This is a genomic window from Butyrivibrio sp. FC2001, assembly GCF_000424125.1.
Lineage (GTDB): Bacteria > Bacillota > Clostridia > Lachnospirales > Lachnospiraceae > Butyrivibrio.
This window is the reverse complement of record NZ_AUJH01000008.1, coordinates 34262-49521: the sequence shown is the minus strand read 5'-3', so window position 1 is coordinate 49521 and position 15260 is coordinate 34262. Positions and strand designations below refer to the sequence as shown.

The 15260-nt window shown below is 42.2% G+C and carries 7 protein-coding genes and 1 other RNA gene; all 8 read right to left on the bottom strand.

Annotation, left to right across the window (positions count from 1 at the left end; all coding sequences use genetic code 11):
- Positions 1–2 precede the first annotated feature (2 nt).
- Positions 3–102, bottom strand: an RNA gene (gene ffs, locus G601_RS25660) — signal recognition particle sRNA small type.
- Positions 103–211: 109 nt separating this feature from the next.
- Positions 212–1162 carry a radical SAM protein gene (locus G601_RS0104140; RefSeq protein WP_026664556.1) on the bottom strand — a complete coding sequence of 317 codons (951 nt, stop codon included), beginning with the start codon at positions 1160–1162 and terminating at the stop codon, positions 212–214.
- A gap of 46 nt (positions 1163–1208) precedes the next feature.
- Complete coding sequence (gene tadA, locus G601_RS0104135) at positions 1209–1760, bottom strand: tRNA adenosine(34) deaminase TadA (protein ID WP_026664555.1); 552 nt, start codon at positions 1758–1760, stop codon at positions 1209–1211.
- A gap of 17 nt (positions 1761–1777) precedes the next feature.
- Positions 1778–2869: a PucR family transcriptional regulator gene (locus tag G601_RS0104130; protein ID WP_026664554.1), complete on the bottom strand. Its 1092-nt coding sequence runs from the start codon at positions 2867–2869 to the stop codon at positions 1778–1780.
- An 87-nt stretch (positions 2870–2956) separates the two neighbouring features.
- Positions 2957–4066 carry an ABC transporter ATP-binding protein gene (locus G601_RS0104125; RefSeq protein ID WP_026491060.1) on the bottom strand — a complete coding sequence of 370 codons (1110 nt, stop codon included), beginning with the start codon at positions 4064–4066 and terminating at the stop codon, positions 2957–2959.
- Positions 4067–4290: 224 nt separating this feature from the next.
- A complete protein-coding gene (locus tag G601_RS21870) occupies positions 4291–5004 on the bottom strand; it encodes a YesL family protein (protein WP_051205567.1) in 714 nt (237 codons plus the stop codon).
- Between the two features lie 169 nt (positions 5005–5173).
- The gene (locus G601_RS0104115; protein ID WP_026491059.1) at positions 5174–6109 is read right to left on the bottom strand and encodes an alpha/beta fold hydrolase; all 936 of its coding nucleotides are present in this window, start codon (positions 6107–6109) and stop codon (positions 5174–5176) included.
- A gap of 131 nt (positions 6110–6240) precedes the next feature.
- On the bottom strand, positions 6241–15222 hold the full coding sequence (locus tag G601_RS0104110; RefSeq protein WP_026664553.1) for a SpaA isopeptide-forming pilin-related protein: 8982 nt from the start codon (positions 15220–15222) through the stop codon (positions 6241–6243).
- Positions 15223–15260: the final 38 nt, after the last annotated feature.

The window sequence follows — 15260 nt, the reverse complement described above, 5'->3', positions numbered from 1 at the left end:
GGTGAAACCAGGCTGCCTTACAACACATGAGAGATTCCGCTTAGTGCTGCTTCGTTCCCGACCTGACACGGTTCGCAGGCTCTCATTGCATAAGACCCGATCCCACACGAGCGTGTACCCATCACAAGACCGTCATTTGTTTATGATACGCAGAAGAGGGCATATTGTCAACCTCTCCGCGCTTGTAGTTTTCATCTTTTTCTTCTATCTTCTACAGACCTTCAAAATCAAAGGCAGGAATAAAGCTCTCAGCATCCGTTCCTTCGCCCTGGAAAAATCCATTTTCAAGTCCAAGCTCTATTGCATAATCTATAAGCTCATCGTAATCATCGGGATTAACTCCCTTTAACAGCTCGGGGTATCCTGTCAGATCTCCATGGGGAGTGAACTGATTCATTATGCTAAGATACACCTTATCTCCATATCTATGAAGGAGCTCTTTAACGATTTTCTTGGAATCTGCTAGTTGTCCCGGAAGCATAAGGTGCCTTATTATTACTCCGCTCTTCATCAGAGGTCCCTCATAATCATCCTCTGACTCTTCCATTAATAAATTGTAAGCGTTTGCTCCTATTGGCCTATTCGCAAAGAACTTCGGCACTCCAACCTGCCTCAGCATCTCATCAATCACCGCGATGGAGGTCTCAAAATAACCTGGCGCATTGCTATATCTTAAGGAAAGCTCCTCGGAGTAGTACTTACAGTCCGGAAGATAAATGTCTATCAAACCCTCAAGCGCCTTAAGTGTATCCACATTTTCATAGGCACTTGTGTTATAAACTACAGGAATGAAAAGCCCCTGATTCCTGGCATTCTCCAGCGCAGGAATAATTAATGGAACAAAATGCGTGGGCGTAACCAGATTGATATTCGAAGCACCCTTTTCCTGAAGTTCAAAAAAAATCTCAGATAATCGTTCCTGCGGAATCTGCTTTGAAACATCTCCCAATGCGATCTCTGAGTTCTGGCAAAAGACACAGTGCATATTACAGCCTGAAAAAAACACTGTGCCTGAGCCCTTTTCCCCGGAAATGCAGGGTTCCTCCCAGGCGTGGAGATATGCCCTTGCCGCAGTGAGGTGCGCAGGCTGCCTGCAATAGCCAAGCTGCCCCTTAGTCCTGTCCACACCGCACTTCCTTGGACATATCATACATGTTTTCATATCAAGCTTTTCCTGCTCTGTCTTCAAAATATATTACTCTCTAAAATTATGAATTTTGTTCTTCAGCAGCCTCAGCAAGCTTTCTCGCTTCCTTCTCTGCTTTATTTCTCTTTCGAAGCTCTGTGAAAAACTCCTTAAGGATATCGCTGCAGTCATTCTCCAGAACGCCTCTTGTAACATCGACCTGATGGTTAAACTCAGGATTCTCAAGGATATTTAAGACTGTTCCGCCACATCCCGCCTTAGGACTTGAAGCTCCCATAACAACCCTTGGGATTCTCGACTGCACAATAGCCCCGGCGCACATCTGGCAGGGCTCCAATGTCACATAAAGAGTGCACTCCTCCAGTCTCCAATCGCCCATCTTTTTGCATGCCTTTTTAATAGCTGTTATCTCTGCGTGGCAAAGAACGGACTTATCAGTGTTTCTGCGGTTATAGCCTCTTCCGATGATCTTGCCCTCGTACACGATAACGCATCCGATGGGAACCTCTCCAAGCTCTATTGCCTTTCGCGCCTGTTTAAGCGCTGCTTTCATGTACTTTTCATCGAGCTTTTCTTCATCACTCTTTACATTTAACTGGGGGTATTTACTCATAATATCTTATTGCTTAATTAAAAATTATTTGAATCCACGTATTTCATATAGTTCAGAACCATCAGCGCAATCTTAAAGGTAAGCGCCTCATCAAAGGTTCTGATATCAAGGCCTGTAGCCTTCTCAAGCTTCTCAATTCTGTACACAAGAGTATTTCTGTGAACAAAGAGCTGTCTTGAAGTCTCTGACACATTGAGGTTATTCTCAAAGAATTTATTAATTGTATTTAAAGTTTCTTCATCCAGATTCTCCGGTACCTCGCGGTCTCCGAAGATCTCGTCAATGAATATTCTGCAAAGGCTGATGGGAAGCTGATAAATAAGTCTTCCGATTCCCAATGTGTTATATGCGATAACATGCTTTTCAGCATAGAAGATCTTGCCAACATCAAGAGCCATCTTAGCTTCCTTGTAGGATTTACTAAGATCCTTGATCTCTCCAACTATTGTTCCGTAGGAAACACGAACATCAAGCATAGCCTCAGTGTTCATCATATCCACAATAGTTGTGGCAATGCCCTCGATATCCTCATAGGTCTCCCCTGACTTAAGTGACTTGATCAGGATAACACTGGACTCATCAACCGCTGTAACATAATCGCCTGTCTGAGATGTATACATGCTTCCAAGAAGCTCAGCAGCGCCGCTGTCTCTCTCAGCCCTTGTCTCAACGAGAATGATAACTCTCGGAACATTTACGTCTATTCTAAGCTTCTTCGCACGATTGTAAATATCGATAAGAAGCAGATTATCAAGAAGGAGGTTCTGGAAAAAGTTATTCCTGTCATATTTTTCCTTGTAGGCCACAATAAGATTCTGCAGCTGACTTACGCAGATTTTGCCGACCATGTATGCATCCTCACCCTGGCCTGAAGCAAGAAGGATATATACAAGCTCGCCCTCATCCAATATTTTCAAAAGATGTACTCCGCTAATAACCTGAGATTCTACAGGTGATTCTGCAAAGCTTGCAATAAAGTCTGTGTCAAAATCAGGCGCATCAGCTGTTGCAGCCACTGCTCTTCCCTTTAAATCCATGACACTGAGTTGCACTCTTGTTATAGCTGAAAGCTCATCAATACTATTCTGAATAATCTGTGCTGTTATCATGAAAACCTGCCTCCGTGATATGTTGATAACATAAATATACAATTAAAAAAAGGGAGATGCAAATGCATCTCCCCTTCAATAGACGTATTAGTTTGTAATAACCTTCTCTGTCTCTTTGTCGAATACGTGAATCTTCTCAACGTCGAATGCGAACTTAACCTTATCGCCAGGACGAGCTGTTGTACGAGAATCAACTCGTGCTGTTACAGGGAAGCCTGCAAGATCGAAGTACAGATAAACTTCTGCACCAAGAAGCTCGTATACGTTGATTGTTGACTCAAATACAGCCTTAGATGTGCTAACAACCATCTCAGAATCATCAACATCCTCAGGACGGATACCGAATGTAACTGTCTTTCCAGCATAGCCACCCTCGATAACCTTCTTAGCCTTAGCCGGAGGAAGCTCGATTGACTGACCTGCGATCTTGAGGCAAGCCTTGTCGCCAGATACTTCTACTTCAGCATCAAGGAAGTTCATCTGAGGTGATCCCATGAATCCTGCAACGAAGAGGTTGCAAGGCTTGTCATAGAGGTTCTGAGGTGTATCTACCTGCTGAACAACACCGTCCTTCATAACTACGATTCTTGTACCAAGAGTCATAGCCTCTGTCTGGTCATGTGTAACGTAGATGATTGTGGTACCAAGTCTCTGGTGAAGCTTAGCGATCTCAGTTCTCATCTGTACACGGAGCTTAGCATCAAGGTTTGAAAGAGGCTCATCCATAAGGAATACCTTAGGATTACGAACGATAGCACGACCCATAGCAACACGCTGTCTCTGACCACCGGAAAGAGCCTTCGGCTTACGATCAAGAAGGTTTGTAAGATCAAGGATCTTAGCAGCATCCTTAACCATCTTGTCGATCTCAGCCTTCGGAACCTTACGAAGCTTAAGGCCGAATGCCATGTTATCATATACTGTCATATGAGGATACAGAGCGTAGTTCTGGAATACCATTGCGATATCTCTGTCCTTAGGCTCTACATCGTTAACTACGCGATCACCGATCTTAAGTGTACCTGAAGAAATATCTTCAAGACCTGCGATCATACGAAGTGTTGTTGACTTACCACATCCTGAAGGTCCAACGAAGATGATGAACTCCTTGTCCTGAATATCAAGATTGAAATTCTTAACAGCTTCGAAACCGTTAGGATAAACTTTGCATACATTTTCAAGTGTTAAACTTGCCATTTCCTTTTCCTCCTCTTTTTAACTGGCAAAATAGGATACCGAGTACCCTCAAAATCGTTTTTCACGATATAAAAAGTATAGCCAAAGCGATTTGCTTTGGCTATGCAACTATTATACAAAGATTTCGGTAATCGTTGTAAGTATTGCTTATTTATTTTTTGTTTATAAATTCTTTAGGAATATTTGCACAAATTTTATAAATTCTTGTGTGCATGTTGTCAATATTACTTCTTATCTCTTGCTTCCTGCATACGCTTTATAGCAGCCTGAAGCTCCTCATCGTCATCATCTGTGCGAACTTCTTCATCGCCAGTATCTGCAACCTTGGGCTCAAACTTCTTGAAAAGTCCGTTGTACATAAGAGCCATAAGATAAGCAGGGCCGGTAAGACCAAACATGATGAGTATCGGCACGACCCTGATATCAAAGAAATATAAAAGCAGAAGCGGAATAAGTGAAACAACTGCCATTCCTACTGTTCTGGGAAGACCGAGAATTGAAAACATACATGCATTCTTCAGAGTGTTCTTGATAGGATTCTCGAATCTTGCCTGAAGCGGGAATATATAAAGTGAAATCATATAAAGGATAAGCACAATTCCCAGCATAATGTATATATATATCGAAGGAAGCATTGCTGCATTGGCTCTAACCCAAAGGAAATCAACTCCGATAATACCTGCAAGCACCATGATGATTATCCACAAAATTGTGGCCTGCTTAAAATTAAGCTTAAAGGACTTCCAAAATCCCTTTACAACGTATGTCTCTTCATTTCTTACCATTTTCAGAAGTACATAGTGCATACCTGTAAGAGCTGCTCCTCCTGTGAACGGTATAAGAACAAACAAAAGTACAACCAGATTCAAAATCATAAGATCTGCAACTCTGTTGAGTGCTCTTATGAAAGGACTGTCTAAATCAAATAACTTACCCATAACATAACTCCTTATAATACAATGAAGTTCTGCTCTCGCGCTAAAGCGCTCGCCAGAACTAAGTTCGATCACGAAAATCATAGATTTTCTATCTCACTTAACAAAAAAACGCTCAAGCACTACTATAACATGCTTGAGCGTTAAATGCATTTCAATTATTGATTTTTTATCATCCTATTGTCTTCTTGATCCATTCAAGCTGATCAGCAAATACCTTCTCACGGCCAATCTCCTGCTGAAGCTCATGTCTCATTCCCTCATAAAGCTTGATCTCAAGATTCTGAAGGCCAATCTGATCCTTCCAGATTCCATAGAGATGCTCTACACTCTTGCCATACTCACCAACAGGATCTTCCTTACCTGCTGTAAGGAGGATTGGAAGCTTCTTCGGAATATCTTCCATCTTACCTGTATCCTGAACTCTGTTAAGGAGCTCAAAAAGTGTCTCAAAACCATTTATGGTAAATACGAAATTATCCTTGGGATCGTTCTCGTATTTCTTAACACTCTCTTCGTTGTGAGAAAGCCAGTCAAATTTGCTCTTAGGACTGGATATTCTGCTGTTATATGCCTTGAATGCCATATTGTTCATGAAATTGGAGCGATGCTTTTCACCAAAGAAGGCACCAAGTATTGCACACAATGTCTTACCGGACTTGATTGTTCCGGGATTCTGCCATCCTGTTCCCTGAATGATAGCACCCTGAATACCTGTACCATATCTTGTAAGGTACTCTCTTGCTACAAATGAACCAAAGCTATGTCCAAGAAGGATAACCGGAATTCCGGGATACTCTTCCTGTGTCATCTTCTTAAGTCTGTGAGCATCTCTTAAGATTACTGTGGCAGGATCATTCTTGCAGAAGTATCCATAGGGTACTCTGGTAGATACTGAATCTCCGTGTCCCAGATGATCATTTCCGATTACCATGATTCCGTTCTTTGCCATAAAATTGGCAAATTCATCATAACGGTCAATATACTCCTGCATACCATGAATGATCTGCAGAATAGCAATAGGCTTTTCATCTGGAATCCATCTTATCGCATGAATAGTAGTTTCGCGGTCTCTAGATTTGTAAGTAAGTTCCTCTTTTCGTGCCATAATACCCCCTTAAGCAAGATAGCTTTTTTAGACATATTTCTTCTGTGTATATTTTACCATAATATCGTCATACACATTCTTAAAAATTCGTTAAATTGTTATATTTTTTATAATTATTTCATGATTACCACTTATTCAGTGTCTAATTTAAACGGTGAGCCTGATATTTGTTTAGGTTCACTTACCTTGATAGTTCCTCCTTCGTCTTTTTCCACATCGATTCTTATCCAGCAATCACTGCCTGCTCCGCCATTTGCAGTCTCATGTAAGAAATAAGTACCTACACTTAGCTTTCCAATATAGAACGCTCCGGCTGCGCCGGCAGTCCAGCTTTCGTTTTCACCATTCAGAATCCTGAGTCCGTCACTTCTGAATATCTCAAACTTAGGTCCTGTAAGCGGTAAGCCATCTCCTCCTACCTTCTTTAAAACGACCTTGGTTACTTCTTTTGACAGATCTATGATTCCAAAATCACCTATAACAGCTCTGTTCTTCTGGATACATTCGGTATCAATCTTTTCAGCAGCAGCATCCTTATCCATTCTGACGATCACATACATCGTCTGATTCTCGCCGCTTTCTACTATATCCAGTGTTTTTCCTGTATCCTTCCGGACATCCTCTACTGCCTGTTTAACGTAGTCCTCTCCTACATAAAGTCTGTAAATATACTGTAGATGATTTTCCTCATCATCAGGATCCTTACCTTCTTCTACATAGTAATCAGGCTCATATTTGGCAGGTGCTGTTGTCTCCTTCATGTAATATATTCCAGCAGGAATCTTGAAAATCAGATTGCCCTTTTCATCAGCTGATTCAGTCGATTTGACAACAGTTGCCACTTCTTCATCATCACCATTCTTAAGAATAATATTCTTGTACTCCGTGGCGCTGCCATCAACAACGGATGCAAGCGAATTATTATCGCCTTCCTTTGTTGCATCATAGAAGGTGAACTGTGCTTCACCAAGTCGTTCTGCCTTTCCATCAGTATCAGCTTTACCGGAAATCTTCTTAAGAGCAATTTCAACTCCGCTGCTATTGGTTACAAGCGCACCATTACAGATAGCTATCTGCTCTTCACCGACTTTTTCATAGGGCTTCTTGGTCCAGACATCTTCTGTTCCGTTTTCTGTTATTACATAAGGCTCAACCATACCATAGGACGGTGGCATATCGATTTTGGACTTTGTAATGGAAACTGTTCCGTCATTCTTTACCTCAACTTCGAATTTCGGAGCATACTTTTCATGTCCCTGATATCCCTCCGGAATCTCTTCCTGAATCGTATAAACAATTGGTTCATTCTGAGGCCATGCAAGGTACAGGTTAAGAAATCCCTTGTCATTTGTAAGAGCATAGAACTCACTCTTATTGTTCTCATAAAGAACGTTGTAGTTTCCATCAGGATTTTCGCCATCATTTCGATAATAAAGCCTTATGGGATCATCACTACCCTTAAGATATACCTTGAACTTAACGTCCTTTATTCCCTCTTTTTTATCATTAATCTTCTTGATTCTGAAAAGGGAAATTGGCTTAATGTTGTTGGTAAGGTTAGTTGTAAAATTATCCTCATAATCCGTATTATCTGTCGGCTCTGCTGATGTCTTAACAGGTATTTCCGGATCCCACTGCTTTTCTTCACCATCATCAGATGCTCCGGTGTTAGTCTGGTTATAAGTCAGCTCTGTACCAAAGGTTGACTTACCTGTAACCGGATCCCTGTCGTCGTAATTGTTCTCCTTAATTGAAAAGGTCTTTTCATCATCAAAAGTTATAAGCCAGGTGTAGGTACCGGTTATATTGCCGTTGCTATCTGTTTTCTCCTTGTAATCAACATAGCCAAAGGTATCATTAGCAACCTTTGCCATGCCGGTCTTTGATATTGCGGCATTATTAGTCACCCGGTTTAGTAGTGTAAGATACAATACCTCGTCAGGATTTGCATTGTTTTTAAGAGTGATATTGAACTTCTTCTTGGCAATATCAACCTTTCTGGATATCTCTGATTCCGAATCTCCCTCCTGTATTTGTTCAATACCATCCATCAGTTTACTGATATTATCAGCATTACCCTTAAAGGTCTTGGTTACTGTCACACAGCTTATCTTCTTAGTAATCTTGGCGTTGACATGCCATCCAACCTCACTGTCTCCGGACTGGTACTTAACAACTACCCATCTGATCATGTATTTATCCGGAGTAAGCTCACTTTTATTAATTTTCTCGCTTCTACCGGTAATTTCATTGTATATAAATATATCTCTTGTTGATTTCTTGCTAAGATAATCAAACACACGCTCATCACTTGGAAGATATGAAATCTGCCATGTGTGACCCTTATCTACATTGTCACTTACAGGTCCTACTGTGCTCTCAGACTCATATTTGTCATGAACAGTCTCGTCTATTGCACCGCTATCAGAATACCCGTCGCTTCCTGCAAGCTTTCTCCTAACAGCTTTATCAGCTCTGACGATATCCTTCTCAGTTCTTGTTACAGTATTTTCATCGATAATATACTGCATGAAATACTTATAGGGCCTCTTGGAAGGAGCTCTGCATTCAGTATGGGCAACCGGATAGCCATTCTCATCAAGCTGGTACATAGTAGCGCCATCGATATGAATATACATACTCCTGTCTTCAGTGAGGAACTGATTAGCATTGTTCGGATTATCAATCTGGTCAGCATTTCTAAGCACTGACAAATTCACTGACGGATTTGAGTTTCCTGATTCAGCCCATTGGTAAGACCATACAACCTTGAGCTCTATCGTTCCGTCAAGATTCTCATCATATTTTGAAAGATCACGCTTATTATGATCGAGATCGTAAGCGCTTAAGACTGCTCCTGTTTCTGTTTCCCATCCCATGAACAAATAGGTGTGATAGAACGTCAGATCGCCGGATCCGCTATAACGCTGATATGACCTTACATTTCTATTAGGAAAATATCCATCGGGGTCAGTCTTTTCCTGATAAGATATCCAGTACTTTCCATCGTCATCCTTATAACCGATATTTCTGAGCGAATACTGTTTTATGCCATCTATATCCACATTTTCAGTTGCCAGATAAGAAGTTCCGGCATCATAAGGAAGGTCAACGATATCAGGAAGCTTATCTCCAATTATTCCTGTACCGTAACCAGGCTCAGCATCAAACATCTGATAGATTACCTTATATTCAATTTTTTCCTTCTTAACCAGCTTCCATACAGCATTAATATTTATAGTAGCGCCTGAAGGTCTGGTCTGTGGAGTAAGTCCCTCAATGTAATTTACAAGATCAATTTTTTCAGTCGGTATAAATGTCTGCTGCTCATGAGTTCCTGTAAGGCCAGCAATTTTCCAGCCCACAAATTCGTATGTGTACTTCCAGGTGTCATCATAGGAATAATACTTATCAGCAGTCGGTGCCTCCAGCTCATAATTCGTAAGGGGTCCTGTCGTATCCGAAGCATCCCCTGAAACAAATTCTGTTGTTGCGGCCGGAAGATTATTCTTATGACCCACATCATCCATTTCCTTGGGATAGGTGTAATGCAATGTGTAGTGAGTCAAAGTGCTGACTTCCGCAATGTTAAACCACTCATTTGTAGCAGTACCATCAGAGCCTTTTAAAAACTCATAGGCCTGGAAATTCTTACCACCATTTGAATAGTCAACTGCGAGAGGCGCCGTATTACTTCCACCGAAAATACGGATCTGTCCATTTGGTAAAGTCGCTATAGTAAGGGCCTGCTTCGTATCTGTCAGCCTAAGATGTGACTTTCCGCCATCCCATACCAGATTCAGATATTTTCCGGCCTGAGTTCCTGAAGCAACCTTGATATAATGCTCAAATTTGTTCTCGCCCTTCTCAAAATTCCAGGTTGCATTAATTTTAACTGACGCCGTTTCCACTATCTGACCTGTGGTTTCGTTGACGATACTTTTAATATTATCAGCTCTTAGCATGTCGCCTCTGCCACTTTGTGTCACCTTCACATCAGCAACAGCAAACTTATCTGGTGCCTTAGTCAGATACATAGCATAGTTGCCTTCTATAGTAATATCATTTATGAGCAGCATCTTGGCTGTCTCAGCAGGATTTGAAGGATCAGTTGCAGCTATGCCAAACTGAGAATCCTTTGCTCTTCCAATATTCAGATATTGTCCGTTGTATCCAGGTATAGAAGCTGTCTCATCATAGTACTCAAGCAAGTGATACTCGCCAAGATCAACAACCTTGAACTGAGCACCCTTTGATGCTTTTGTGAACACCACCTGTCCATTCTCAATTCCAACATACTTCTGTCCGTTGTGAATCTTGTAGCCATGGTCATCAAGAATAAAGGTCCACTCGGTAGACATCGTCGGAACCTGAGCCTGAGTATATGTTGATCCATCCTTATAGGTAAGGAAATATCCGCTTCCAGTGATATAGAAGCTTCTTCCATGGTAGGATTTATCCTCAATATCAGTACCATTAACTGCAACAGTAAGCTGCATATGCGCTGTAGCAGTGTTAGCTATCATATCAAGGTGATCTGCTGCTCCATATCCAACATATCCAAGATATTTATTAGGAATATTTGACTCAGCAAGGCACAGAAGATGATAGTCACCCCAGTCAGCTGATGAAAATTCGCTGGCACTTCCTTCAGTACCCAGCTTCCAATCAGTTCCATCATTGGACAGGTAATTGGTTCCGTTGCTAATTCTGTAACCCTTTCCAAAAAGCTCAAAATTCCATGCTGTAGCCTTGGCAGCATCATCGGTGTATCCAAAGCTGACAGGAGATGTTGATCCATCTATGAAGAGATAATACTTTGTAGCTGGATCTGTAGTTGTGTCCTCATATGATATGTAATACTTTTCGCCATCAAGGGAAGTATCAAATACATCAAAGGTAGGTAACTTGATGATTGTATAGGTTGAGAAACCGCCTGTAGTAAACTCGATCTGACCTTCATTTACAACAGGCTCAAGAACCTCATTGGCTTCCCCAAAGTGAACAACCTTAATCTCTTCGTCTTCTGCGTCAACCTCTTCCTGCATAAGTTCTACAGAAACCTTTACATCCTTAACAGGCTGGTATGTATCACCAGTTTCAGGATTAACAAATGAAATATCAAATACATGTGCACCCTTTACATATTCACTGTAGGTTCCAAGTTCCTTTGCACTTTCCTCCACAATGCCTGCATACTCAGCACTATCGCTTGTAGTTTCAACCACTACAAGCTCAGCATCTGCGGGAATACCGGATGCATTATCATAATCAACTGTTATCTGATAGGTACTATCATCAGATGTGACAACCTTCTTGGCACTGATAGGCTGCACAAGAACATAAACGGAAAATCCGTCTGCAGTAAAGTTGACGAAATCCGCAGACTCATTTGCTGCAGGGTTCTCATCTTCAGCCTGTGAGTTCTTCTCAGTCTCATCCTTCTTAAGCTCAGTACCGATAACCTCAGGATCATCCTCCTTCATGTGGACAGCTGTCACTTCATCATCAAGGAAAAGCTCCTTATTCTCATAGAAATTCTCTGCCTTTATTTCTACATCTACAGGTGCCTTCGGCTGGATTTCTTCGCCGTCCTTCACGATTGCAATATCAATTGCCTTATAGCTGGCGACTTCCTCAGAATCTATCTCCATTGCTTCTGTGGCATCACTAATAAGCTGAGAATAGTCATAGTCCTCGCTATCCTCTGTGATATAGGTAACCTGAAGCTCGGAGCCTTCAGGAATCTCCGCATCCTTTCCGAAGGTTATGGCTACGCCACTTCCTTCTGCCTCAAGGCGACCCTCTATAGAATCGTCTTCCGGCTCTTCTTCCTCTTCACCTACTACCATCGCATAAGAATGTTCTTCTATAAGGCCCTGGTCTTCCTTTTCCTTATCCTCTGTAGGGGCTTCGGCTGCTGTCTCATCAGCAGGCTTCTCCTCCTGAGGCTCTGCCGTCTCTGTCGCAGTTTCATCCTTTGCTTCTTCGGTTGCGGGCTCCTCTGATGGAGCTTCTGTATTTTCCTCTAAAACCTCATCCTGACGAGTCTCTTCCTGCGGAGTCTCGCTCTCCTCAGGTGTGGTTTCTTCAACCTGTTCTTCAGGCTGAGTCTCTTCTTCCTTAGTCTCTTCCGCCTTCTCCTCTTCCTCAGCAGGAGCCTGTTCCTCACTTGAGTCCTTATTTTCGGCGAGGTCCTCCTCCGGAATAGGCGTAGTTATGACCTCTTCTGCGAGAGACCTTAATATATCGGATTTACTGAGGTCGCTGGCAAAGGCCTTGATAACCGCAAAGGGATCAGACATTGTAAATCGAACCCTTGCAGAACTGTCTGCATTTATTACATGTGTTTCCACAATGGGCCAGTCGCCGTAATGTGCTTCCACAAAGAACATGTCAGAAGAAGCCACATCCTTTAGCTGTGAGCAGAAGGGCATAGCGAAAATTGCAGGCTGAAGTTCACTGTCATATCTATGTGTTTTATCCTGACGAGCCATTGTTAAGTCAGCTGCTGCCAGCATGAACTTGTTGTACTCGTACTCATCTTCACCCTTTTCAAGAGGCTTATCTATTGCCTTTAAGCCTTCTACGTCCTTCTTGACATTACCTACTCCCTGCAAATACTTGCCATCTTCAGTAGGATTGATAATCTCAAAATAGTGATCATCTGATACTCCAGCACCACCAAGACTTCCGGCAAAACCGCCTGCAGAGGCTGCATTTGTAAAGAATACCTGTCCTACTGCATAGCTTTTGGATATTGTTCCACCTGATGAAGCACCGACAAAGCCGCCAACTGTTCCGGCTGTTGCAGAGCAGGTTGAATAACTGTTTTGAACAGATGCGCCATCAAGCTTACCTGCAAAACCACCTGCATTAGAGCTTCCTATAACGTTAACTCTTCCCTTTGAGCCATCTGACTGAACCTTGTCATATCGTCCAATCTTATTATCAAGGGTTACAGTATGACCGCCTGAATGGCACATATCTATTGAAGCTCCGCGAGCGCTGCCAACAAAGCCTCCGGCATTTCCACCGGTTGCTCTTACATACAGCGCTGCTGCTGCGCCAGTAACACTTCCGCCTTCCATCTCACCGATGAGACCTCCGGCATTCCTTGCGCCTGTTATCTCCAGCTTGGAATCATCAAAGCCAACTGTTGTTCCGGGAGTATTGCTTCCTTCTACTCCTGTGATCTCACCGTTATATGCCAGGGTATTCTCAACCTTTGCTGAAGTAGCTTTTCCTACAAGAGCTCCTGCTGAACCTGCAGTAGTCTTGACAGAGATATTCTTGATTACACAGTCCTCTATGGACGAACTGTTTAGCACGCCAACTAAGCCGGCTGTATCTCCGGCTCCCGTAATTACCTTGTTTGCATCCTTCTTTTCATAGATGAGCACATTTTTAATCTTGGAATTATCAAGCTCACCTGCCAGCATTCCTGTACCGCCGGCATTATTATTCTTGATATCAAAATTGGTAAGAACAAGATTAGCAAGAGTAAGATTTGACTGCTTACCGAATAACCCGATATCTGCCGGGTTTCCTACTATCCTGTATGAACTGTCAGAAGTGTCTATTCTTAATCCTGTAATGTAATGGTATTTGTTTTCCTTCTTAGATGATTTGAGGTTTACCTCCTCAGGATTTTCCTTTGTGGCATCCTCAATATTTCTAAGGGGCTGAGCACTCTTTGCTGTCTCAAATCTATATCCGTTAAAGGATACGAGCTGATTATTGGATATAGGTGTGAAATTACGTATTACACCCAAAGAGCCGCCCTGCTTATACAGGTTCTTCTCCTCATCCCAGGTGATATCCTCGAGAAGTACAGCATCCATGCTTCCGGGATTACTGTTACCTGCTGCCATCTCGGCCTTTACCTCTGAAAACTCTGCTGCAAGATTCTGAAGATGTCTGGGGTAAACTATCTTAGCTACGCCATTTGCACCTTCTACGTCAAAATCTGCATACAGACTGTTCTCAGTATTTGAGATTGCGCTTGTCCTTCTGACATTCTGTGAATAATTGGAATTACCATCAGAAGAATCCCAGACCTTTACGGACATAGTGATATCATCACCGGGTGTTAAATAATCGCCTAACGCACCGCCGCCCTTTACTTTAAGATCCTTAAACTGTCTGTCGATATCAAGACTGTCGAGCTTTATATATCCAATAAGACCATATTTATCATTCGAATCCGTTGTATCACCAAAGCAGGATACAGGGATTGTATTTCTGACATCATTAGTGGTGATAACTATTCCTGTCCTTCCATCAGACTCAAGGAAATTGCTACCACTATCACCTGCATAATTCTGCCAGTATATTTCATTTGAAGAGATGTCAACCTCGTCTCCGTCTGACGTCGACTTGGTTCCCTTAAGAGATATTCTGAAGGAGAGATTCTCAATTGCAGCCCTTGTGTTCTCGTCTGCAGTAATCTTGATGACACCAAGAAGGTCACGTCTGTTAAGAATCCATGCGCCAACTGACAGACCATTCTTAGCAGAAGCTCCCAGGACTCCGTTTGCACCCTCTGAGTAATAGCCCACATAGGCATCAAAGGCTGCTATTCTGTCCTGCGGTGTTCCTCTTACAGGCGCACCACTTGGTGATTCGCTAAGTCCTGCGATACTTGTTCCGGCTTTTTCCAGGTCATCACTAAGAATAACCGCAAATACATTAAGGCTGACAGGGTCGTACTCTATGATCCAGGATGCGGATTTTATCTCTGCTTCCAGAGAGTTATCCTCTGCAAACAGGTTCTTTGCTTCTCCCACATCCTCCGATGTGATATACGCCAGTGTTGCGCCCTCATAGTTAAAGGTCTTGGCATTGTACAGCTTTTCAACTACCGCCTTTACCTTTTTATCTTCCTTCTTCTCTGTCTTTTCTTCAGTTACGAAAAGCTCCATCATTCGGCTTTCAGCGGCATAATAAACAGCCTCAGCTCTTTTATCAAGGTGAGACTGTCTCATATTCCTTATTAATCTCATGCCGGCAATAAAGCCAAACGCCATAAGAATTATAATAATAGCTATAACTATTAATAGCTCAACAATTGTAAAGCCTTTTCTGTCTTCTCTTAAGTTAACTTTTTTCATTACCAACTAACTCCCCAACTAGTATTTTATTTTAAGTA